Genomic DNA, 22,078 nt, shown 5'->3' with positions numbered 1-22,078 from the left:
TCCCCGGGCCCCGCCACGAGCGCCCGCCGGGGTCCCGCCGCCCGCACCGCCGGTGACCCTCGCGCCTCCCGGCCCGGCCCCCGGCCGGTCCGGCGTGTCCCGGACCGGCTCCCCGTCCGCCGGCCGTCCGTCCCCGACCGCATGCCGGCCCCGGCGCCGGCGGTCCCCCCGACCCCGCGGAGCGAGCACCCGTGATCCTGCTGCTGTCGACCTCCGACACCGATCTGCTCAGTGCCCGCGCCGCGGCCGGGCCCGTCCCCTACCGGCTCGCCAACCCCGCCCGGCTCGCCCTGGCGGACCTGCCCGCGCTGCTGGACGGCGTCGACCTGGTCGTCGTCCGGCTGCTCGGCGGGGTCCGCGCCTGGGAGGACGGGCTCGCGGCCCTGCTCGCCGGGGACCGGCCCGTGGTCGTCCTCACCGGCGAACAGGCCCCCGACGCCCAGCTGATGGCCGCCTCCACCGTGCCCGTCGGCACCGCGGCCGAGGCCCACGCCTACCTCGCCCACGGCGGGCCCGCCAACCTCGCGCAGCTCGCCCGGTTCCTCTCCGACACCGTGCTGCTCACCGGGCACGGCTTCGCCCCGCCCGAACCCGCCCCGGCCTGGGGCCCGCTGGAGCGCACCCCGGCACCCGGCGCGCCCGCCGGCGGGCCCGTGATCGCCGTGCTCTACTACCGCGCCCACCACATGAGCGGCAACACGGCCTTCGTGGAGGCCCTCTGCCGTGCCGTCGAGGCCGCCGGCGGCCGGCCGCTGCCGCTGTACGTGGCCTCGCTCCGCGCCCCGGAACCCGAGCTCACCGAGGCGCTGCGCGCGGCCGACGCCGTGATCACCACCGTCCTCGCCGCCGGCGGCACCCGGCCCGCCGCGGCCTCCGCCGGCGAGGACGACGAGACCTGGGACGCGGGTGCCCTCGCCGCGCTCGACGTGCCCGTCCTCCAGGCGCTCTGCCTCACCGGCCCGCGCGCCGCCTGGGAGGAGAGCGACGAGGGCGTCTCGCCCCTGGACGCGGCCACGCAGATCGCCGTCCCCGAGTTCGACGGCCGGCTGATCACCGTCCCGTTCTCCTTCAAGGAGACCGACGAGGACGGCCTGCCCGTGTACGCGGCCGACCCCGAACGGGCCGCCCGCGTCGCCGGGATCGCCGTCCGCCACGCGCGGCTGCGCCACATCCCGCCCGCGGAGAAGCGGATCGCGCTCGTCCTGTCCGCGTACCCCACCAAGCACTCCCGGATCGGCAACGCCGTCGGCCTCGACACCCCCGCCAGCGCCGTCGCCCTGCTGCGGGCCCTGCGCGCGGCCGGCTACGACCTGGGTCCCCAGGAGGGCCCCGAGGCGCTGCCCGGACTGGTCTCCGGCGAGGGCGACGACCTGATCTACGCGCTGATCGAGGCCGGCGGCCACGACCAGGACTGGCTCACCGAGGAACAGCTCGCGCGCAACCCCGTCCGCATCCCCGCCGCCGACTACCGCCGCTGGTACGGGGGACTGCCCGCGGAGCTGCGCCGGCGGGTCGAGGAGCACTGGGGCCCGCCGCCGGGCGAGTTGTTCACCGACCGCAGCCGTGACCCGGACGGCGAGATCGTCCTGGCCGCGCTCCGCCGCGGCAACCTGCTCGTCCTCGTCCAGCCGCCGCGCGGCTTCGGCGAGAACCCCATCGCGATCTACCACGACCCGGACCTGCCGCCTTCGCACCACTATCTGGCCGCCTACCGCTGGATCGCCGCCCGCCGCGAGGACGGCGGCTTCGGCGCCGACGCCATGATCCACCTCGGCAAACACGGCAACCTGGAGTGGCTGCCGGGGAAGAACGCCGCGCTCTCCGCGGCCTGCGCCCCCGACGCGGCCCTCGGCGACCTGCCGCTGGTCTACCCCTTCCTCGTCAACGACCCGGGCGAGGGCACCCAGGCCAAACGCCGCGCCCACGCCACCCTGGTCGACCACCTCGTCCCGCCGATGGCCCGCGCCGAGTCCTACGGCGACATCGCCCGGCTCGAACAGCTCCTCGACGAGTACGCCGCCGTCTCCGCCATGGACCCGGCCAAACTCCCCGCGATCCGCGCCCAGATCTGGACCCTCATCCGGGCCGCGAAACTCGACCACGACCTCGGCCTGGACGAACGCCCCGACGACGACGGCTTCGACGACTTCCTGCTCCATGTCGACGGCTGGCTCTGCGAGGTGAAGGACGCGCAGATCCGCGACGGCCTCCACGTGCTCGGGCAGGCGCCCACCGGGCCGGAGCGCGTCGGGCTCGTCCTCGCCGTCCTCCGCGCCCGGCAGATCTGGGGCGGCACCACCGCCCTGCCCGGGCTGCGGGAGGCGCTGGGCCTGGACGAGTCGGCGGCCACCCGGACCGCCGCCGACGCCGCGGAGGAACGCGCCCGGGCGCTGGTGACGGCGATGGAGGAGACCGGCTGGGACCCGGCCGCCGTCGGCTCCGCCGTCACGCGCGTGCTCGGACCGGAACCCGGCCGCTCCGGCGGAACGCCCGGCCCGGACCTGACCGGGGGAGCCGGCACGGCCCCCGCGAACGGTGCGGGCTCCGCGAACGGCACGGGCTCCGTGAACGGCGCGGGCCCCGGTGACGCCACGGACGCCACGGACGCCACGGGCTCCCCGGGGGCCACCGGCACCACGGATCCGGCGGACACCGCTGCCCCGGCGGGCGCGGCGGATTCGGCGGACGCGGCAGACCAGGCGGACGCCACGGGGCTCCCTGGCCCCGCGCCCGGCGTGGCCGCCGATCCGGCCCCGGAGCCCGGCGCGGGTGGTGCGCGGCACCGGGCCGTCGCCGCCGTCCTGGACTTCGCCGCCCGTGAGGTGGTCCCCCGGCTGGCCGCCACGGGCGACGAGATCCGGCACGCCGTGCACGCCCTGGCCGGGGGCGCCGTCCCCGCGGGCCCCTCCGGCTCCCCGCTGCGCGGGCTGGTCAACGTGTTGCCGACCGGCCGGAACTTCTACTCCGTCGACCCCAAGGCCGTGCCCAGCCGGCTCGCCTGGGACACCGGCACCGCGCTCGCCGACTCGCTGCTGCGGCGCTACCGCGAGGAGACCGGCCGCTGGCCCGAGTCCGTGGGGCTGTCGCTGTGGGGCACCAGCGCGATGCGCACCGCAGGTGACGACATCGCCGAGGCGCTCGCGCTGCTCGGCATCCGCCCCGTGTGGGACGACGCCTCACGGCGCGTCACCGGTCTGGAACCGGTGCCGCTCGCCGATCTCGGCCGTCCCCGGGTCGACGTCACCCTCCGCATCAGCGGTTTCTTCCGGGACGCCTTTCCGCACGCCGTCGCCCTGCTGGACGACGCGGTACGGCTCGCCGCCGGCCTGGACGAGGGGCCCCAGGACAACTTCGTCCGCGCGCACACCCAGGCCGACCTCGCCGAGCACGGCGACGAACGCCGGGCCACCACCCGCATCTTCGGCTCCCGCCCCGGCACCTACGGGGCCGGTCTGCTCCAGCTCATCGACAGCCGCGACTGGCGCACCGACGCCGACCTGGCGGAGGTCTACACCGTCTGGGGCGGTTACGCCTACGGGCGCGGGCTCGACGGCCGCCCGGCCCGCGGCGAGATGGAGACGGCCTACCGGCGAATCGCCGTCGCCGCGAAGAACACCGACACCCGCGAGCACGACATCGCCGACTCGGACGACTACTTCCAGTACCACGGGGGGATGGTCGCCGCCGTCCGCGCGTTCCGGGGCACCGCCCCCGCCGCGTACATCGGCGACTCCACCCGGCCGGAGACCGTCCGCACCCGCACCCTCACCGAGGAGACCTCCCGCGTCTTCCGCGCCCGGGTGGTCAACCCCCGGTGGATCGCGGCCATGCGCCGCCACGGCTACAAAGGGGCCTTCGAACTCGCCGCCACCGTCGATTACCTCTTCGGCTACGACGCCACCACCGGGGTCGTGGCCGACTGGATGTACGACACGCTGGCCCGCACCTACGTGCTGGACCCGGAGAACCAGGAGTTCCTGCGCACCGCCAACCCGTGGGCGCTGCACGGGATGACGGAGCGGCTGCTGGAGGCGGAGGGCCGGGGCCTGTGGTCGGCCCCCGACCCGGAGGTGCTGGCCGGGCTGCGCCGCCTGCTGCTGGAGACCGAGGGGGACCTGGAGGCCGGGAGCGGCGAGGAGGGCTGAGGGGCCGGGTGGCCCGGTCCGGTGGTCGCGTCCGGTTCCTGGTGTTCCGGTGGCCGTCGCGGCTCTCCGGCTCAGGAGAGGCGAGGGACGTCAAGGCCGGGGACGACCCGGGCCGGGGCCGCCGGTGAACGGTCCACGTGTGTTCGCGCGCGGTGGGCGCCACCACCGCGGGCCCGGTCACCGGCCCCGCCGCCGCATCCATCCCGGGCGCGGTCCGAACTCCGGTTCCGTCCCGGTCCGGTGGGCCCCGCCTTCACCCCTGCCCTGCGGACGCCGTGGCGATCAGCGTCCCGCCGAAGCCGAAGCCGAAGCCGAAGCCGAAGCCGTAGGAGTAGGAGTAGGAGAAGCCGACGGCGCCGCAGCCGGGGCCGACGGCCCCGTTCCGGGGCGGACCGCCGGTGAGAGGTAGGCGTCGAACCCCTGCCGCCCGTGCCCCGGGATCGGGTGGCGGCGCCACCCCCGCGCGTGGACCGGCGGCGCGGCACCGCCCGGGACGACCACCGCCACCGGACCGGCGCCCGCCGCGGCGCGCAGCCCGGACGCGGTGATGGAGCCGTCGTGCCCGCCCACCTGCCGGGAGGAGCAGCCCGCGCGGAAGGCGATCCGTACCGCCTCGTGGCCCGACACCACACACGGCGGGCGGACGCCCTGCCGTTTCAGCTCGGCCGCCGCCTGGTCGAACACCCGCCCGCTGGCCCGGAACTTGGTCACCGTCGCGTGCAACACCGTGAACTGCACGGCCAGATGGAGGCCCAGCACCGCCACCGCCAGACAGCCGGCGGCCGTGCGCAGCGCGGGCCGCCGCTCCCGCAGGACCTGCCCGAACCGGACCATGCCGTAGGCGACGACGAGCGCGAGCAGGGCGTACGCGGGCAGCAGGAACCGCGGCGCGGCGTAGCCGACGAGGAAGAGGTACGGCAGTGCCAGGAGGCTCCCCGCGGCGGTGGCCAGCAGCACCGGCTCCCGGTGCCGGCCGCGGCGCGCGGCGAGGGCCCCGCCGGTGACGAGCAGCGGCAGGGCGAACCACCACACCCCGGTGCCCGGGTTGTCCCAGGGCACCGCGCACGGCCGGCACAGGGTACGGCCGGCCAGCGCCCGGATGTGGTCGTCCACGGAGAAGTACGGGGCCAGATGGCCCTGGATCTCGCTGGCCCGCCGCAGCCGCGCCACCAGGCCGCCGTACCCGGTGAACGCCTCGGCGGTCCACTGCGTCCAGCCGAGCGCCGCCCCGGCCGGCGCGGCCGCCACCGCCAGGGCGAGCCCGGCCGGGGCGGCGGCGCCCGGGCCCCCCGGACCCACACCGGGGAGGCGCCCCGCCGGGCCGGCCGCCGGAGCCCGCCGGAACCTGACCAGCAGCGGGGCGGCCGCCAGCGGCACGGCGAGCCACACCGCGTCCGTGGGGCGCATCAGCGCGACGAAGGCGAGGGCCCCGCAGACGCCCGCCGGGGCGAGCCGGGAGGACGGGTTCCGCAGCGCGCGTACCAGACAGCCGGCCGCGAACAGCGCGCCGAGGGCCACCCAGAGGTTGGGCATCGCCTGGGGCCCGTAGAAGAGGGTCACCCACAACCCGGCGAACAGGGCGCCCGCCAGGGTGATCACGGACTGCGGCAGCAGTCCGCGCCACACGCGCAGCGCGGCGAGGAGACCGGCGCCGCTCAGCAGCGCCAGCCAGATCCGCAGCGGTGGCACCGCGTCGGTGAACCAGGTGGCCGGGGCCACGAGGTAGCTGATGCCCCGGGCGCGGGGGGCGCTGAAGTACGCCGCCGGCGCGTGTCCGCTGACCTGGCTGACGTAGACCGTCTCGTCCCAGCCGAGCCCGCTGCCCGGGGCCACCAGCGCCAGCTGGAGCAGGGTGAAGACGGCCGCGACGGCGAGCGGGCCGTGGCGGGCGGCCCGGGCCGCCCGCCGGGAGGCGGTCTCCCGGGGAGCCCGCCGGGGCGGGCGGGGAATCTCGTCCCGGGTGCCGGTGACCGGGGGTGGTTGCATGGCCGGACCTCGCCGCGGGTGAGGGGTGACGCCCTCCCGGCCGGTGACCGGTGCGCGCCGGGCGGCGCGTCCGATGCCCGGCGCGTACCCCACCGCCGGGGCCGGACCGCCCGCGGAGCACGGGGTCCGCGGGCGGCCCCGCGCCGGGTGACGGCCGTGCCGTGGCGCCGCGCGCCGGCCCGGGGCGCGGGCCGGGCACCGCCGGAGGGCGGGGGCGGACACCACCTTCCGGCGGGCCGTGCCCGCCCACCACCGGGGTGGTCCGGACGGAGGAACGTCCGGCCCCGTCCGGCGGCACCGGGCGCGCACGGCACCGCGGCCCCGTGCCACCGGACCGGCCGGGGCACCCGCCGGGACGGCGTCACGGGGCGAGCCGGGGCACTGAGGCCGGCGTGACGAAGGCGGAGCCGGGTGGGAGAGCCACCGGACGGCGCGGCGTCCGTGCTCCCGGCCCCGGTCGCTCCCGGTCCCGTGCTCCCTGCCCCGGGACCCAGGTGCCCGCGATGCGGGCCCTCTGGCGCCGGGACCCGTGACGGAAGGGCTCCGCGGATCTGCGGCGGAGCGAGGGAAGGCGGCGGTCGGCCCCGGGCCGAACGAATCGGCCCCCGTATGGCGCGAGATGATCCGGAGAACGGAGAGAAATGACCGGACGGAGAATTCCACAGAACTTTCCCGATCGTTTTCTTCAGTGGTCCGCAATCGCACTCCAGTGCATTTCTGGGAAAAGGTCATCTTCATCCCGGGGGGTGCGGGGAAAGGGCTATGCTCCGTGTCCCGCAGGCGAGTTGCGGAATTCCCGCAGGTCGCCCCAGCAGCTGCCGCGGTGACGTGACCCACCGCGCCGCGGGCCGCGGCGGCGGTACCCGCCGGTGCCCCACGCGCCGGCCGGCTCCATTTCCTTCCGCAAGGGTTTGAGACATTGATGGTTCGTGCCGGCACGTCACCCGCGAGGGGGCGGCCCGCCTCCGCGCCGATGTGGCTGTTCCTGCTGGTTCCCCCCGCCGTGACATCGCTCTGCGCCGTCGCGGCCGTCCTCGCCTCCCCCGCCACGGCCCGCACACCCGTCGCCTGGTGCGGCGCGGCCGCTGTCGCGGCGGTGGCCGTCACGGCCGCCGCGGCCGTCCGCCGGGCGCCGCGAACCGGGGAAGCGGTCCGGCGGTCCGCGGAACGGGAGGCCGCCCTCTGCCGGCGCCTCGCCGAGCAGGAGACCGAGACCGCGCGGCTCGCCGCGGACCTGCTGCCCGCGGCCGTCGAACGCCTCCAGCAGGGGGCCGGTGTCGAAGAGGTGCTCGACCGGGTGGAGCACACCCCCGGTACGGACCCGGGCCTCCGCGACATCCACCAGGCCGTGCTCCGCTCCGTCCTGGAGGCCGTCCGGGCCGAGGAGGACCTGCGGGAATCGGCGCACCGCGCCTTCGTGAACATCGCCCGGCGCGTCCAGGCGATCGTCCACCGGCAGGCGCTCGACCTGCGGGAGATGGAGGACCGGCACGGCAACGACCCCGAGGTCTTCGGCGACCTCCTCCGCCTCGACCACGGCAACGCCCTCGTCGGCCGGCTCGCCGACAGCATCGCCGTACTCGGCGGCTCGCACCCCGGACGCCAGTGGCGGCAGCCCGTCCCGCTCTACAACGTGCTGCGCGGCGCCATGTCCCGGATCCGCGACTACCAGCGGGTGGATCTGCACTCGGTGGCCGAGGTGGGCGTCGTCGGTCCCGCCGTCGAGCCCCTGATCCACGCCCTCGCCGAACTGCTGGACAACGCCACGCGCTACTCGCCGCCGCAGACCCGGGTGCACCTCACGGCCACCGAGGTGCAGACCGGTGTCGCGGTGGAGATCGAGGACGCCGGCATCGGCCTGTCCGACGAGGCCCGCCGCCGCGTCGAGGACACCCTGGCCCGCGGCCATGCCGGCGGCATCGACCTCGACGACCTGGGCGAGACCCCCCGGCTCGGCCTCGCCGTGGTGGCCAGGCTCGCCCGGAGCAACCGCTTCCGGGTGGCGCTGCGCTCATCGGCGTACGGCGGGGTCCGCTGCGTGCTCGTCGTTCCGCGGGAGCACCTCACCGCCACCCCGGCACCGGGCGGCGCCGTCGCCCGCGCCGCGGTCCTGCCGCCGCGCCGCCTGCGGACCCGGCCGGTGCCCACCCAGCCGCAGGACGAGGACACCGGCCGGGGCGGGGCCACCGGCCCGGAGGTCGCGCGGGCCGCCGGTCACCCCGGGTCCGGCCGCACCGGCCCCGGCGGGGAGCGCGGCCCCGGCGGACCCGGCGTGCCGGGTGGCGGCACACCGGCCGTCGCCGGGCGGTCCCCGGGCGCCCTGCCGCAGCGCCGCCGCCGGGCCCCCGCCTTCCGCGCCCGGCCCGCGGCGGGCGCGCCGGGCCCGGCCCGCACCGCGGGCACCGCGCCCGGCCCGGCCGGGGCACCCCCGGCCACCCCGGCGGAACAGGTCGCCCCGGGACTGCGGCTCGCCGCCTTCCACAGCGGCATCAACGGAGAGACACCGGCGCCCCGGGCCGGGGAACCGGCGCCCGGGCGGAAGGGGACGGCACCGTGACGCGACCGCGGTACTCGATGGACTGGATGCTCCGCGACCTCGCCGAGAGCGTCCCGCAGACCCGGCATGTCGTCGTGCTCTCCGCGGACGGCCTGTGCGTCGCCCGCCACGGCACCGAGGACGCCGTGGCCGACCGGCTCGCCGCCGCCTGCGCCGGGTTGCAGAGCCTCGCCGGGGCGGTCGCCGCCGAACTCCCGCACGGCACGGGGCGGATGCGGCTGGTGGTGCTGGAGGTCAGTGGCGGCTTCTTCTACCTGATGGCCGCCGGGGAGGGCGCCTATCTGGCCGTGCTCGCCGACGAGGACGTCGACGCCGGCCTGATGGGACAGCGCATGCGGGACCTGGTCGCCCGGATCGGCGAGCACCTCGGCAGCCCGCCCCGGGCCGGCGAGCGGGCACGGTGACCCGCCCGGTCCCGGGCTGGCGGGAAGGCGCCCCCGAGCGGCTGTACGTCCTCGCGGGCCGGCCCGCCCCGCCCTCCGGTGGAGCGGCGGCGCTCGACCTCGTCACCCTCATCGTGGCCAGGGCCGCGCCACAGGCCGCCGGCCGGCCCGAACAGGCGGCCGCGCTGCGGTTGTGCCACCACCCGCTCTCCGTGGCCGAGATCTCCGCGCATCTGGAGCTGCCCGTCTCCACGGTCTCCGTACTCCTGGCGGATCTGCTGGCCGACGGGCGGGCCGAGGCCCGCGCCCCCGTCCCCGCGGCCGAGCTGCCCGACACGGAACTCCTCGAAGCGGTGGTGCATGGACTGCGGAACCTCTGACCCGCACGGGGGTCCGCGCGGGGAGCGCCTCCTGCCACCCTCGGCTCCTCCCGCCCACGGCCTCCGCGGCGGCCGAGGCGGCGGCCGAGGCGGCGGTCGCCGGTCGCTGGTGGAGCCCGACGCCCGTGACCGGGGCTCCTGCCGTGACGTCCTGCTCGCCCTGATCCGTCATCCGCACACCCTTGCCACCGTCACCCCGGAGCACCCGTGACCGCACCGCCCCCCGGACCCCCACCCACCGCGGAACCCGCACCCGGAGCGGGGGGCGGTCCCCCCGGTCGGCCCGCCGCCCCGGCGGAGGAGCCGGCCGGCGCGGGCCGTCCCGCGGGCCCGGCCGGCCGCCGCCCCCGCGGCCACGGCGCGCCCGGCGGCGCGGTCCGGCTGTACGGTCCCGAGGCGGAGAGCGACCCGCCGGGTCTCCACGAACGGCTGCGCTCCCGGTACGGAGCCGTCGCCCCGGTCCTGCTCCACGGCGACCTGCCCGCCTGGCTGGTCCTCGGCTACCGGGAGATCCTCGAGGTGGTCCGCAGCCCTTCCCGCTTCTCCCGCGACCCCCGTCACCGGAGTGCCGTACGGGACGGCCGGGGCGCCGCCTTCCGTCCGCCGGCCCCGGACGCGGCCTGGCAGCCGCTGTGCACGCAGGTGGAGGGTGCGGAGCACCGGCGGCTCCGCGCGGCCGTCACCGACTCCATCGGCCGCTTCGACCGGCGTGGCGTCCGGCGTGCGGTGACCCGCTCCGCGGGCCTCCTGGTCGACCGGTTCCACGCCGACGGCCGCGCCGATCTGGTGAAACAGTTCTCCGAGCAGCTGCCGATGCTGGTGATGACCCCGATGCTGGGGATGCCCGAGTCCTACGGGCCGAGGCTGGCCGAGGCCTCCCGGGGCGTCCTCGAAGGGATCGGTGCCGCCGGCGGCACCCCCGGCGGCACCGCCGACGAGTACCTGCTGCGTACCCTGCGACGCCTGGTGGCCCGCAAACACGTCTTGCCCGGCCGGGACCTCGCGAGCCGGCTGCTGGAGCATCCGGCGGGACTGGGGGACGAGGAGGCGGTGCGGCATCTGCGGCTGGTGCTCCTCGCCGCCTGCGCGACCACCACCGGCCTCGTCACCAGCATGCTGCGGATGGTGCTCACCGACCCCCGTTTCCGCGCCGACCTCGCCGGCGGGCACATGACGCTGCCCGACGCCATGGAACAGGTCCTGTGGGACGAACCGCCGGTGACGGCCTCCGGGGGGCGCTGGGCCGTCGGTGACACGGAGCTCGCCGGGCGCCGGATCGCCGCGGGTGACCTGCTGGTCCTCGGCCTGGCCGCGGGCAACCTCGACCCGGCCGTCCGCCCGGATCCGGCGGTGCCGGTCCACGGCAACCGCTCCCATCTGGCCTTCGGCGGCGGCCCGCACGAGTGCCCCGGGCAGGACGTGGGACGGGCCATCGCGGACACCGGGGTGGAGGCGCTGCTGACCCGGCTGCCCGATGTGCGGCTGGCGGTCCCGGAGGGGGAACTGCGCCGGCGGCCGGTGCCGACGGCCCGTCACCTCGTCGCGCTGCCGGTGGAATTCACCCCAGTCCGGGCGCGCACCGCCGCGCGGGTGCCGGGCGGCCCGCCGTCCCGTCACCCGGCGGCGGCCCCGCGACCGGTGCCCTCCGAGCTGCGGACCGTGCCGCGCAGACCCGGCGCGACCGCGCCCGCCGCCCTCCCGGCTCCGGGGCCCGGCCCGGTCCGGGGCGACGGCGGGCGGTCACCGTTGCCGGGGCTGTCACGGCTGTCACGGCTGTCACGGCTGTCACGGCTGTCAGGAGTGTGGCGACCGTGGTGGAGGGGGCGGAGGGAGACGCCGCGGGCGCCGGGGCGCTGACCGTCCGGCGCCCCGGGCCGTGGTGCTCCGGTGGCCGGGGTCCGGGTGGACGGGGCCGCTCGCACGCCGCGCGGTTCCCGCCACCGAACGGCGGCGGGCGGCCGGGCGGGCCGGTCCCGGAGGCAGGGTGCGGTGGTGCGGTGCGGCCGGCCCCCGGGCCACGTGGCGAGCGGGGGCGCCGCCCCGGCAGGGCCTTACGGGACGCGGGCCACGCCGCCGAACTCGATCCACTCGCGCGTGCGCTGACGGTGGGTCAGTTCCGAGTCCGGGTGCCAGGTGGAGACCTCCACCAGCCCGGGCTCCAGCAGTTCCAGCCCGTCGAAGAAGCGCTCCACCTCGTGCTGCTGCCGGACCCGGCCCCAGTTGCCCTGGGTGGAGCGGTTCATGAAGTCGGTGACGAAATCACGCGTGGCCTGGTCCTCGCTCACCAGGTGGCAGATGACGAGGAAGCTCCCCGGGGCCAGCCGCTCCGCGACGCGGCGCACCAGGCCCGCCGGGTCGTCGGAGTCCGGGATGCAGTGCAGCACCGAGACGAAGAGGGCGGCGACCGGCTCGTCGAAGTTGATCAGCCGCTGCACCTCCGGGCGGCCGAGGATGCCGTGGGTGTCCCGCATGTCCGCCTGGATGACGGCGGTGTTGTCGTTCTCGTCCAGCAGTGCCCGGCCGTGGGCGAGGACGATCGGGTCGTTGTCCACGTAGACGACGCGGGCCGACGGGTCGACCTCCTGCGCGATCTGGTGGACGTTGTTCTGCGTCGGAAGGCCGGATCCGTGATCGAGGAACTGCCGGACGCCGTGCTCCTCCGCCAGCTTGCGGACCGCGCGGATGAGGAAGTCCCGGTTGTTGAGCGCCAGTTCCCTGGTGCTCGGTGCCACCTTCAGCAGTTCCTGGGACGCCTCCCGGTCCGCGGCGTAGTTGTCCTTGCCGCCCAGGAAGAAGTCGTACATCCGTGCCACGCTGGGGACGTTGACGTCGATCCCCTGGGGCAGCGGCTCGTGTGTCTGGCCCATCCGAATCCTCGCAAATGTTCTCCGCGGCCCGCAGGTGCGGACTCCGCGCGGCCATCCTAAGGGCGGAGAACGGGCGGGGACGAGGTCAACGACCGTAACGGGTGTGACGGTTGGGGAGAAGAACGGTGTGGCGGCGCCGTTCCGCGGGGCGGACTCCCGGCACCGGCCGGCTGCCGGCGGTGGCGCCTCCCGAGGGGCGGGGCGGCCCGGGCGCCGGCGGCCCGGCCCTCCGGTCCCGGAGGCCGGAGACCGGCGCCGGACGGGCCCGGCCGGCGCCGCACGGGCTGTCCGGGGCCTATGCCCCCGTCATTGATCGAGACTGTGGAAAATCGGACGACTTCCCGTGGTGGTCCGTACGAAACGAAAGCACCGCCCGCGCCGCGCCCCGCCCGCCGGCCCGGCCGCCCGCGCCGCACGCACCTTCGCGCCCGTCATCAGCGGTGATACCCCGGGCCGGTACGCGTGGGGCGGATGGGGTGGGAGCACCGGTGGCGCCCGTGGAAGGAACACCACGTGCTGTACCGATGAATATCGAATATGTGGGCGATGAGTTCCGGACAGTCCTGGCGCCGCGGCCCGCCGTTCCGCTTCGTGAATTGGCCCCGCACCGTCGCGGGCGGCGGGCCTCATGCCGCACGATGTGCCTGCGCCGTGCCGGGCGGATGGGGACCCGGCCGCACGGCTGTCATGGACAGGGACGCCCCGGTGGCGCGCACAGCGCGGCTCCGCCGGGGCGCACGTGTGGGGAGCGCGCGGAGCGTGCCTCCCCGGGGGGTGAACACCATGGGTCGGAGGACCCGGATATCCGCGGCATGCCTGGCCGCGGTCCTGCTCGGCGCGGCCCTTCCGGCTGCCGGGGCGGCCGCGGCGGAGCCGTCGGCCAGAATCGATCTGCGCGTGCTCGTCGTGGACGACGGAGGCCCCGCCACCGGGGCCATCGAGGCCGAACTGGCCGACGGCGGCACTCCGTATACGACCGTGGACCTGACGGACCCGGAACGGCCCCGCGTCGACGAGGCGTTCCTGACCGGTACGGCCGGTTCCGGTGACGGGGAGGAGGACCGGCCGCTCGCGCGCTACCAGGCCGTCGTCCTGCCGAACGACAACCCGTTCGGCGCGGACTCGGCCGAGATGGCCGCCCTGGCCGCCTACGAACGGCGCTTCGGGATCAAGCAGGTGGACGCCTACACCTACGCCCGGCCCGCCGTCGGCCTCCGGCCCGCCGCCGAGTCCGGATACGCCGGAACGCTCGACGGCCACACCGCGGCGGTCACCCCCGCGGGGGCGGCCGGACCCTTCGGTTATCTGGAGGGCCCCGTGCCGTTCGAGGACAACGACCCCTCGGTGGACGAGAGCTACGGCTACCTCGCGGCCCCGCTCGCCGAGCAGGAGGACGGCGCCACCTACACCTCCTACGTGGACGCGCCGCTGCCAGGCGGCTCCGGCCGCGGCTCGCTGGTCGGCGAGTACGCCCGCGACGGCCGCCGCGAACTGGTCGTCACCTTCGCCTACGACCGGCACCAGCTCCAGTACCGGCTGCTGGCCCGGGGCATCGTGGCCTGGATGACGGACGGCGTCCACCTCGGCGGGACGCGGAACCACTTCGCCGTCCACGTCGACGACGTGTTCGGTGCCGACGACCGGTGGCACACCGAACTCAACTGCACCCCGGGCGACGTCGACTGCGGCCCGGCCGGGGACACCGTGGAGCCCGATCCGATCCGGATGACCCCCGAGGACGCGTCGTACGCCCGCACCTGGTCCGAGCGGAGCGGCTTCCGGCTCGACCTGGCCTACAACGCCGGCGGCAGCGACAGCCACCGGGAGCAGCAGGACGGGGCCGACCCGCTCACCGACCGGCTCCTCGCCGACCAGGACGCGTACCGCTGGATCAACCACACCTACGACCACACCTTCCTCGGCTGCGAGCAGGACGTCACCGTGGTGCCCTGGCGGTGCGCCACCGACGCCACGGGGGACGTCCGGTGGACCGGCCGCGACCACATCACGGCGGAGATCGCCGGCAACCTCGACTGGGCCGACCGCAACGGCCTCGCCGTGGACCGGTCCGAACTCGTCACCGGTGAGCACTCCGGTCTGGCGACCCTCCCGCAGCAGCCCGCGGACAACCCCGCGCTGGCGCCCTCGCTCGCCGACACCGGCGTCACCTGGCTGGCCTCCGACAACTCCCGGGAACAGGCGCCCCGCGCCGCCGGTCCCGCGCTGACCGTGCCCCGCCACCCCATGAACGTCTTCTACAACGCCGGCCGGATCGCCGAGCAGGTGGACGAGTACAACTGGATCTACGGCCGGAAGGCCGACGGCGGCAGCGGCATCTGCGAGACCAGCGAGCACACCACCTGTCTCGACGAGCCGCTGGACCCCGGGACCGGATACGCGGACCACATCGTGCCGCTGGAAGCCCGGATCGCGCTCTCCCACATCCTGTCGGGCGACCCGCGCCCGCACTTCGTCCACCAGTCGAACCTCGCCGAGGACCGCATCGCCTACCCCGTGCTCGACCGGGTCCTGGCCGACTACGACGCCCTGTTCACCGACTCCGCCCCGCTGCTCAACCCCCGGATGCGGGACGCCGGGGCCGAGCTGCGCGACCGGGAGGCGTGGCGCGCCGCGCGGGACGGGGCGGCCGGCTACCGCGTCGGGGACACCGTCACCGTCACCACCCCGGAGGCCGGCACGCCCGTACCGGCCACGATGCCGGCCGGGACCCGGACCGGCGCGGACGGCGGCGGCCCCTTCGGCTCCCCCTACGCCGGACTCGCCACCGGCTGGGCCACCGCCGACGGGCCCGGGAACACCGTGGAGTTCACCCTGCCGGACGGAGCGCCGGGCACCGCCGCCCCGGAGGCGGCCACGGGCCGCGCCGGGCCCCTGCCCTCGCGGGTGAGCGGGCTGCCGCTGCCCGCCGGCGTCACCACGCCGGTACCGGCCGGGCCGGGGGACGACCGCACCTCCTGACGGGCCACCGGCCCCGGGCCCGCCGCCGGGGTGAGCCGAGCGCCACGGCTCACCCCGGCGGCGGGGACCGCGGGCCCGGTGCCGGCTCCGCCGTGTGCCGTTCCGGAGCTCACCGGGCGCCACCCGGCGGCCGTACGGGAACGTTCCGGCCGCGCGCCGCCGGCCGCGGGCGGCGCCTCCGGCACCGCCGGGCCGTGCCCGGGCGGGCTCGCGCCGGTGCCACCCGTCCGCGCCCGCGCACACCCCGGTCCGCGCCCCGTTCCGCCGCCCCGGCCGCCCTCCGTGCCCGGCCGCCCGCCCGGCGGCTCCGGGACCGTCCGTCCGGCTCCCGTCACCACCCGCCCGCACCCCGGGGGAGATCCGTTCGCCATGCACACCCGCCTCGCCGCACCGGCCACGGGCATCGACACGGTGACCCTGCTCACCGAGGGCACCTATCCGCACAGCCACGGCGGTGTGAGCGTCTGGTGCGACCAGCTGCTCCAGGGCATGCCCGACGTGGAGTTCCGCATCTGCGCGGTCACCGGCACCGGCAGGGAGGCCCTCTCCTGGCAGCTCCCCGCCAACGTCACCGACGTGATCTGCCTGCCCCTGTGGGGGCCCGCCGCGGCCGTTCCCGCGCCCCGGGGGCGCCGGCTGCGCCACTTCCTCACCGTCTACGAACGGTTCCTGCTGACCCTGCTCGACCCGGCCGCCGAAGCCGGCTTCGCCCCCGCGCTGTACGAACTCGCGGAGTACGCCGCACGCGGGGAGCTCTCCGCGGCGCTGGGCGGCGAGCGGGCCGTCCGCGTCCTCGTCCGGCTGTGGAACCGGCCCGGGACCGCCACCGCCGCCGCGCGCCCCACGCTCCGTGACGCCCTCGACGCCACCGACCTGCTGGAACACGCGCTGCGGCCGCTCGGGGTCGACCTGCCGCCCGGCGGGGTCGGCCACGCCGCCAGCGGCGGTCTCGCCGTGCTGCCCGGACTGCTCGCCCACCGGCGCCACGGCACCCCGCTGCTCCTCACCGAGCACGGGATCTACCTCCGCGAGCGCTATCTGAGCTTCCGCCACGAGCCCTACCGCTGGCCGGTCAAGGCCGTCATGCTCGCCTTCTTCCGCCTGCTGGCCGCGGAGACCTACTGCCGGGCGGCGCTCGTCACCCCCGGCAACCGCTACAACCGCCGCTGGGAGGAGCGCGGCGGCACCCCGCCGGACCGCATCCGCACCGTCTACAACGGCGTGGACCCGATGGCGTTCCCGCCCGCCGGGCCCGAACCGGCCGCGCCCACCCTGAGCTGGGCCGGGCGCATCGACCCCATCAAGGACCTCGGGACGCTGATCCGGGCCTTCGCCCGGGTCCGCGCCGAACTGCCCGCCGCGCGGCTGCGGATCTTCGGCGGTACGCCGCGCGGCGCCCAGGGGTACCGGGAGAGCTGCGAGAAGCTGGCGGCGGAACTGGACCTGGCCGGCGCCGTGACCTTCGAGGGCCGGGTCGAGGACATCCGCGACGCCTACGCCGCCGGGAACGTCGTGATGCTCTCCAGCATCAGCGAAGGCTTCCCGTTCACCCTCATCGAGGCCATGTCCTGTGGCCGCGCCACGGTGTCCACGGACGTCGGCGGGGTGCGCGAGGCCGTCGGCGACTGCGGCCTGGTGGTCGCCCCGCGCGACCCGGACGCCATGGGGCGGGCGGCGCTGGAACTGCTCCGCGACCCCGAGCGCCGCGCCCGGATGGGGGAGGGGGCCCGGCTGCGGGTCATCGAGCAGTTCACGCTCCGCAAGACGATCAGCGCCTTCCGGGACATCTACCGGGAACTGTGCGCGCCGGCGCGGGGAGCCGGCGCGCCCGGTGCGGTCCCGGCGCCGGGCGCGGCCCCCGCGGCCGTCCCGGACGGGCCCCTGCTGGCGGCGGGAGGTGCCCGGTGAGTGGCCCGCTGCGGCTGGTCCCCGGACCGCCGCCCCTCCCGGAGGAGGACGCCCCCGCGCCACCGGTCCCGTTACGGGGCCGCCGGGGCACGCCCACCGGCCCCGCCCGGCCCGCCCGGGGAACGGGCGGCGGGAGCGTGCCCGTGCTCCCCGGGCCGGGCGGGGGAGACCCGCCACGGCCCGCCCCCTCCTGGGCCCGCCCGGACCCGCTCGACGACCTCGCAGAGCGGCTCGCGGACGTCTGCGCCGGGGCCGTGCACCCCGACGAGATCGCCGCCGTCCTGGAGGCCGAGGGGCTGACCGACGAGCGGGCCGCCGCCGGGTACGGGCGCCGGGACGCCTTCGAACTCGCCGCCGAGCTGTACCACCGGGTGCCCCGCCGCCACCCGGAGCCGCGGCCCGCCCCGGACCCCTGGGCCGTGCGCCCCTGGCGCTTCCTGCTGCGCGGCGCGGTGTTCACCCTGCCCGGGCTCGGCTGCCTCCTCGCCGCCCCCTACGCCACGGGCCCCGGCACCGGCACCTGGGGTCTGCCCGCCGGGACGGGCGCGCTCGCCGCCTCCGCCGTCACCGTCTGGGCCTGGAGCCAGGCCGTGGCGCACCGCGCCTACGCCCGGATGGCGTCCGGCGGCCGCGGCGCCGCCGCCCGGAGCCTCCGGGCGGGCGCGCCGCTGACCGCGCTGGCCGGGCTGCTGGCCGCGCTCGTCTTCCCCGGCCCGGTCCCGGGCGGGACGCTCGCCTTCGCCGCCGGGCAGTCGCTGTACCTGGCGTCGGCCACCGTGCTGCTGGTCCTCGGGCGGGAGCGCCTGCTGCTCACCGTGCTGCTCCCGCCGGCCGCCGGGGCGGTGGCGCTGGGGGTCACCGGGCTGTCCCCCGGCGCGCGGATCGCGCTGCCGCTGCTCACCGCGGCCGCGGCCCCGGTCGCGGCGGTGCGGGAACTGCGGGACGCGGCGCTGGAGCCGGACACCTCACCGCCCGGCGCGGGCCCGCCCGGCCCCGCCGCGTCCGTCCCGTACGGGCTGTTCGGGCTGGGGTGCGCCGTGCTCACCGCGGTCGCCGTGCTCGGCGAGGGCCTGTGGCCGGCCCTCGGGGGCGGCACGCCCGGCCCGGCCGGGGCCGCCGTCCTGGCGCTGACGGCGAGCATGGGCGCCGCCGAGTGGCTGCTCCACCGCTTCCGCTCGCTGACCCACGCCGCCCTGCGGCGCAGCCGGAGCACCGGCGCCCTCCGGCGGCGCGCGGGGGGCGCGGTGCTGGTGTGCCTGGCCGGATATCTGGCGCTGCTCGCCGCCCTGCAGGCGGCCGCGGAGGCCGCGCTGGGGCGGGGCGCGCCCCCGGAGCCGGCCCCCCTCCTCGCCGGGCTGGCGCTCGGCGCGGTGCTGTGGACCGGGCTGCTGCTCCAGGCGTTCGGGAAGGCCCGGATCCCCGCCGTGGTCTGTCTGCTCGCCGCGGCCGCCGAGTGCGCCGCGGCGGCCCTGGGGATCTCCGGACCGGCCGCGGTGCAGATGGCCGTCCTCGCCTGCGCCGCCGCGGCCCTGCTCGTCACCGCCGTCGCCACCCTGGGCCGCGCCACGGCCCACCGCTGAGCCATCGCTGTCCCCACCGCCGAAGGGAGTGCGGCACCGGAACCCGACCACCGGACCACCGTCCGCCACCCACCGCCGTCCGCCGTGTTCCGCGACCGCTCGCGCCGACCGGCCCGGCCGCCCCTGTCCCGTGCGCCACCACCGTGCGGCCCGTCCCGGCCGCCGGACGGAGACCGTGCGGGACCACGAGCCCGGCGCCCCGCGCCGGCTCCGCGCGACCCGGCGCCGCCCCTGGCGCCGGCCCGACACGAAGAGGAGTTCCCATGTCCGAGGCCACCGGCCCGGCCGCCCTCACGGGTGGCGCACCGGCCCCCTCACCGGCCCCCCCACCGGCCGCGGCCGGCCCGTCCGCGCCCGCCGCTCCTCCGGCCGGCCCCCCTCCGCCGGCGGCCGGATCGCCCGCGGAGGGGACCGCCTTACCGCCCGCCCCGGCGCCCGGACCGTCCGGCCCGCCGGTCGCGGTCACCGGGGCCGAGGGGTTCATCGGCTCCCACCTGGTGGAGAGACTCGTCGCGGCGGGGCACCGGGTGCGGGCCATGGTGCAGTACAACTCCTTCTCCTCCTTCGGCTGGCTGGAGACGCTCCCCGCGGAGGTCACCGACCAGGTGGAGGTCGTGCTCGGTGACGTCCGCGACCCCGGCTCCGTGCACGGGCTGGCCGCCGGCGCCGGGGCCGTCTACCACCTCGCCGCGCTCATCGCGATCCCGTACTCCTACCGGGCCCCGCACAGCTATGTGGAGACCAACGTCACCGGCACCCTCAACGTGCTGGAGGCGGTGCGCCACCTGGAGATCCCGCGGCTGGTGCACACCTCCACCAGCGAGACCTACGGCACCGCCCGCACGGTGCCCATCACCGAGGACCACCCGATCAACACCCAGTCGCCCTACGCCGCGTCGAAGGCCGGCGGTGACCGGCTGGCCGACAGCTACCACGCGAGCTTCGGCACCCCGGTGGTGACCCTCCGGCCGTTCAACACCTTCGGCCCGCGCCAGTCCATGCGCGCCGTCATCCCGACCGTGATCGGCCAGGCGGCCGCCGGGCGCCGCGAGATCAGCCTCGGCGATCTGCGGCCCACCCGCGACTTCCTCTACGCCGAGGACACCGCGGCGGCCTTCCTCGCCGTCGGCACCGCCCCCGCCGCGGACGTCGTGGGCCGCACCTTCAACGCCGGCACGGGGCGGGAGATCTCCGTCGGCGACCTGGTGCTGCTCATCGCCAAGCTGATGGACGCCGAGCTGCGGCCGGTCGAGGACGGGCAGCGGGCCCGGCCCGCCGAGTCCGAGGTCATGCGGCTGGTCTGCGACGCCTCCCGGCTGCGCGCCGCGACCGGCTGGGTCCCGGCGCACACCCTCGAGGAGGGGCTGGAACGCACCATCGACTTCTTCCGCGATCCCGCCAACCTCGCCCGCTACAAGACCGACCGCTACAACGTCTGAACCGCGTCCCCGCACCTCCGGCGCCACCCCGTGCGTCGCCCCGTACCTCCGGCGCCGGCCACCACCGGCGGCGGTCACCACGGGCGGCGGTCACCCCGGGGACGGCCCGCCCGTCCCGGCACACCCGGTGGCCGCGGCCGTCACCCGATCCCCCGAGAGGAGCACGACCCCTGATGCACGCAGTCATCCTGGCCGGCGGCAAGGGCGTCCGTCTGCGCCCGTACACCACCGCGCTGCCCAAGCCCCTCGTCCCCATCGGCGACCAGCACGCGATCCTGGAGATCGTGATGCGCCAGCTGGCCGCGGCCGGCTTCACCAGCTGCACCCTGGCCATCGGCCACCTCGGCCATATCATCCGCGCCTACGTCGGCGATGGCTCCCGGTGGGGCCTGCGCGTCGGCTACATCAGCGAGGACAGCCCGCTCGGCACCATGGGCCCGCTGCTCACCGTGCTCGACCGGCTTCCCGAGCACTTCCTCGCCATGAACGGCGACATCCTCACCGACCTGGACTTCGCCGACCTCCTCCGGGACCACCGGACCGGGGCGGCGCCGCTGACCATCGCCACCTACGCCCGCCGGGTCAGCATCGACTTCGGCGTGCTGACCACCGAGTCCGGGCGGGTCGTGGGCTTCTCCGAGAAGCCGAGCATGGACTACCGGGTGTCCATGGGCGTCTACGGCGTGACCCGCGGCGCCCTCGCCCGCTACACACCCGGACTGCCGCTCGGCTTCGACGAGCTCGTGCTCGACCTGCTGCGGGAGGGCACCCCGCCGCGCGCCTACGACTTCGACGGCTACTGGCTCGACATCGGCCGGCCGGACGACTACGACCGCGCCAACGCCGAGTTCCCCGGCTTCCGCGGCCGGCTGATGAAGGGAGCGTGACGGCCCGTCATGCGCGTCCTCGTCCTGGGGGCCGGCGGCTTCCTGGGCGGGCACGCCGTGGAGTCCCTGCGCGCCCTGCCGGGCGCGCGGGTGCTCCGCGGCGGCCGCTCGCCCGCCGGTGACCTCTCCCTCGACCTCGCCGCCACCGGTGTGGAACCGCTGGCCGAGGCGCTCGGCGCGCTCCGCCCCGACGCGGTGGTGAACTGCGCGGGCGCCGTCGGCGGCGGCGCCGTACGGCTGGCCGGGCTCAACGCCCGGCTGCCCGCCGTGCTCTGCGCCGCGCTGGAGCGCGCGGCGCCCGCCGCCCGGCTGGTCCATCTGGGCTCGGCGGGGGAGTACGGGCCGGCCGAGGAGGGCCGGTCCCTCGCCGAGACCGACCCCGCCACCCCCACCAGCCTCTACGCGGCGACCAAACTCGCGGGCACTCTCGCCGTCAGCGGCGCGCCGCTGGACGCCGTGGTGCTGCGCGTCTTCAACCCGGTCGGGCCCGGCGCGCCCGAAGGCGGCCTGCCCGGCCGGCTCGCCGCCGAACTGCGGCGGGCCGGGCCCGGGGGCACCGTCGTGGTCGGGGATCTCTCCGCCCACCGTGACTTCGTGGACGCCCGGGACGTGGCGCGCGCCGTGACGGCCGCCGTCACGGCCCCCGCACCGCTGCCCCGGATCCTCAACATCGGGGGCGGTGAGGCCCGGCCGGTCCGGGCCGTCGCCGACGGGCTCGTCCGGGCCGCCGGTTTCCGCGGCCGGCTGACGGAGCGCGGCTTGGGCCCGGAGCGGTCGGCGGCGGTCTCCTGGCAGCGGGCGGACATCCGGTCCGCGGCCACCGCGCTGGGCTGGCGGCCGGAGTACGGCCTGGACACCTCGCTGCGGGACCTGTGGGCCGCGGGGGCGGCGGGGGCCGCCCTCCCGGCGGGCCACGGACCGCGGTGACGGACGGCCCGCACGGTCCGCCGCCGGCCGGCGGGCCGTG

12 protein-coding genes and 1 pseudogene are annotated in these 22,078 nt (G+C 77.2%); 11 read left to right on the top strand and 2 right to left on the bottom strand.

The window, feature by feature from the left end:
- Window positions 1-191 precede the first annotated feature (191 nt).
- Window positions 192-4,145, top strand: a complete 3,954-nt coding sequence (locus HCK00_RS19505) for a cobaltochelatase subunit CobN (protein WP_168103290.1) — start codon at window positions 192-194, stop codon at window positions 4,143-4,145.
- A gap of 282 nt (window positions 4,146-4,427) precedes the next feature.
- Here HCK00_RS19505 and HCK00_RS19500 read toward each other — a convergent pair whose 3' ends face one another.
- The gene (locus HCK00_RS19500) at window positions 4,428-6,131 is read right to left on the bottom strand and encodes a hypothetical protein (protein ID WP_206320603.1); all 1,704 of its coding nucleotides are present in this window, start codon (window positions 6,129-6,131) and stop codon (window positions 4,428-4,430) included.
- A gap of 922 nt (window positions 6,132-7,053) precedes the next feature.
- On the opposite strand from HCK00_RS19500, the gene HCK00_RS19495 reads away from it, so the two are divergent.
- The 4 genes from HCK00_RS19495 to HCK00_RS19480 all read left to right on the top strand — a co-directional run bounded on the left by HCK00_RS19495 (window position 7,054) and on the right by HCK00_RS19480 (window position 11,308).
- Window positions 7,054-8,688 carry a sensor histidine kinase gene (locus HCK00_RS19495; RefSeq protein WP_168103289.1) on the top strand — a complete coding sequence of 545 codons (1,635 nt, stop codon included), beginning with the start codon at window positions 7,054-7,056 and terminating at the stop codon, window positions 8,686-8,688.
- Window positions 8,689-8,705: 17 nt separating this feature from the next.
- Window positions 8,706-9,092 (top strand): roadblock/LC7 domain-containing protein, encoded by a 387-nt coding sequence (locus tag HCK00_RS19490; RefSeq protein ID WP_168103330.1) that lies wholly within the window; start codon window positions 8,706-8,708, stop codon window positions 9,090-9,092.
- Window positions 9,089-9,451 (top strand): DUF742 domain-containing protein, encoded by a 363-nt coding sequence (locus HCK00_RS19485; protein WP_168103288.1) that lies wholly within the window; start codon window positions 9,089-9,091, stop codon window positions 9,449-9,451. The genes HCK00_RS19490 and HCK00_RS19485 overlap by 4 nt, the downstream gene beginning before the upstream one ends.
- Before the next feature lie 207 nt (window positions 9,452-9,658).
- On the top strand, window positions 9,659-11,308 hold the full coding sequence (locus HCK00_RS19480; protein ID WP_168103287.1) for a cytochrome P450 family protein: 1,650 nt from the start codon (window positions 9,659-9,661) through the stop codon (window positions 11,306-11,308).
- Between the two features lie 194 nt (window positions 11,309-11,502).
- On the opposite strand, the gene HCK00_RS19475 is transcribed toward HCK00_RS19480, so the two are convergent.
- Entirely contained in the window at window positions 11,503-12,318 is an 816-nt protein-coding gene (locus HCK00_RS19475; protein WP_168103286.1) for an SAM-dependent methyltransferase, read from the bottom strand.
- Window positions 12,319-13,101: 783 nt separating this feature from the next.
- Here HCK00_RS19475 and HCK00_RS19470 point away from each other — a divergent pair.
- The 6 genes and pseudogenes from HCK00_RS19470 to HCK00_RS19445 all read left to right on the top strand — a co-directional run bounded on the left by HCK00_RS19470 (window position 13,102) and on the right by HCK00_RS19445 (window position 22,038).
- On the top strand, window positions 13,102-15,297 hold the full coding sequence (locus tag HCK00_RS19470) for a hypothetical protein (RefSeq protein WP_168103285.1): 2,196 nt from the start codon (window positions 13,102-13,104) through the stop codon (window positions 15,295-15,297).
- A gap of 369 nt (window positions 15,298-15,666) precedes the next feature.
- Entirely contained in the window at window positions 15,667-17,205 is a 1,539-nt protein-coding gene (gene pelF / locus HCK00_RS19465; RefSeq protein WP_168103284.1) for a GT4 family glycosyltransferase PelF, read from the top strand.
- Window positions 17,206-17,342: 137 nt separating this feature from the next.
- A complete protein-coding gene (locus HCK00_RS19460; protein ID WP_168103283.1) occupies window positions 17,343-18,785 on the top strand; it encodes a hypothetical protein in 1,443 nt (480 codons plus the stop codon).
- Window positions 18,786-19,228: 443 nt separating this feature from the next.
- Window positions 19,229-20,224 (top strand): annotated as a pseudogene (locus HCK00_RS19455) (SDR family NAD(P)-dependent oxidoreductase); the annotation flags it as partial.
- Window positions 20,225-20,397: 173 nt separating this feature from the next.
- The gene (locus HCK00_RS19450; RefSeq protein WP_168103281.1) at window positions 20,398-21,111 is read left to right on the top strand and encodes a nucleotidyltransferase family protein; all 714 of its coding nucleotides are present in this window, start codon (window positions 20,398-20,400) and stop codon (window positions 21,109-21,111) included.
- A gap of 9 nt (window positions 21,112-21,120) precedes the next feature.
- Window positions 21,121-22,038 carry an NAD-dependent epimerase/dehydratase family protein gene (locus tag HCK00_RS19445; protein WP_168103280.1) on the top strand — a complete coding sequence of 306 codons (918 nt, stop codon included), beginning with the start codon at window positions 21,121-21,123 and terminating at the stop codon, window positions 22,036-22,038.
- The last annotated feature ends 40 nt before the right edge of the window (window positions 22,039-22,078 follow it).

It is taken from the genome of Streptomyces zingiberis, from assembly GCF_012034935.1.
Taxonomy (GTDB): domain Bacteria; phylum Actinomycetota; class Actinomycetes; order Streptomycetales; family Streptomycetaceae; genus Streptomyces; species Streptomyces zingiberis.
Note: the sequence above shows the minus strand (reverse complement) of the source record. Positions and strands in the feature narration are given on the sequence as shown.

Coding starts and splice junctions, on each gene's coding strand:
- HCK00_RS19470 (WP_168103285.1), top strand. CDS start 13,102: ATGGGTCGGAGGACCCGGATATCCGCGGCATGCCTGGCCGCGGTCCTG.
- HCK00_RS19450 (WP_168103281.1), top strand. CDS start 20,398: ATGCACGCAGTCATCCTGGCCGGCGGCAAGGGCGTCCGTCTGCGCCCG.
- HCK00_RS19495 (WP_168103289.1), top strand. CDS start 7,054: ATGGTTCGTGCCGGCACGTCACCCGCGAGGGGGCGGCCCGCCTCCGCG.
- HCK00_RS19500 (WP_206320603.1), bottom strand. CDS start 6,131: ATGCAACCACCCCCGGTCACCGGCACCCGGGACGAGATTCCCCGCCCG.
- HCK00_RS19445 (WP_168103280.1), top strand. CDS start 21,121: ATGCGCGTCCTCGTCCTGGGGGCCGGCGGCTTCCTGGGCGGGCACGCC.
- HCK00_RS19490 (WP_168103330.1), top strand. CDS start 8,706: ATGGACTGGATGCTCCGCGACCTCGCCGAGAGCGTCCCGCAGACCCGG.
- pelF (WP_168103284.1), top strand. CDS start 15,667: ATGCACACCCGCCTCGCCGCACCGGCCACGGGCATCGACACGGTGACC.
- HCK00_RS19475 (WP_168103286.1), bottom strand. CDS start 12,318: ATGGGCCAGACACACGAGCCGCTGCCCCAGGGGATCGACGTCAACGTC.